We start from the raw sequence: 783 nt of genomic DNA, 5'->3' as shown, positions 1-783 counted from the left end.
GATCGGGGTCAGACTCTCCATCAACGCCTTGTGCCAGGGCCAGGCCTCGCCCGAAGATTGCTGGTTCAGGTTCATGCGCATGACCAGGGGCTTGCCCAGCGTCTGGCCGATCTCGACGAACTTCGCCCAGGCCGGGTGGACGCGCAGGATGTAGCCCAGCACCAGCTTGCGGTTCTTCTCCTTCGCCTTGGCGACCACGCGCTCGGCGTCGGCGAGATTGGTCGCGATCGGCTTTTCCATAAACACATGCGCGCCGGCGTCCATGGCACGAATCGCGTAGTCGGCATGGCTGTTCGGATAGGTGTTGATTGAGACTGCATCTGGCTTGGTCGCCTTCAGCGCCTCGTCGAAGTCCTGGAACAGCTTCACGCCCTGGAGCTCGGGCGGCAGATTGTCCTTCTTTGATTGGATGGTGCGGCTCATCAGGCCGACCAGCTCGAACCCGTCCAGCTTCTGGTAGGCCTTGGCGTGGCTCAGGCCCATGTTGCCGACCCCCACCACCAGTACCTTCACCGGCGCCATCACTGTCCCTCCCCGCCTTCGTGTGATCTCGGGATGGTAAAGTCTGCGCTCAGGCCTGCAACAGCGGGTTTTCCGAAGACAGGCGGGCTTGACGGGAGGCCAGAACTGTTGCGACGTCCTCATTTCGTGAGGGGAGCGGCGCAGAGCGACAAGAACGCCGGCGCCGGACAAAGGGGAAGCAATGAGCGCGGCAAGGCGCCCGAAGCTGGCGGTCGAGGGCGCCAGCAAGTTCTATGAGACGCCGACCGGCCGCACCCATGC

1 protein-coding gene is annotated in these 783 nt (G+C 63.5%); it reads right to left on the bottom strand.

The window, feature by feature from the left end; translation table 11 throughout:
• Positions 1-522: Gfo/Idh/MocA family protein (locus tag EQG76_RS07090; protein WP_200840616.1), on the bottom strand; the 522-nt coding region annotated here is incomplete at its 3' end.
• Positions 523-783 lie beyond the last annotated feature (261 nt).

It is taken from the genome of Geminicoccus flavidas (assembly GCF_009806515.1).
In the GTDB taxonomy this organism is placed as follows: domain Bacteria; phylum Pseudomonadota; class Alphaproteobacteria; order Geminicoccales; family Geminicoccaceae; genus Geminicoccus; species Geminicoccus flavidus.
Note: the sequence above shows the minus strand (reverse complement) of the source record. Positions and strands in the feature narration are given on the sequence as shown.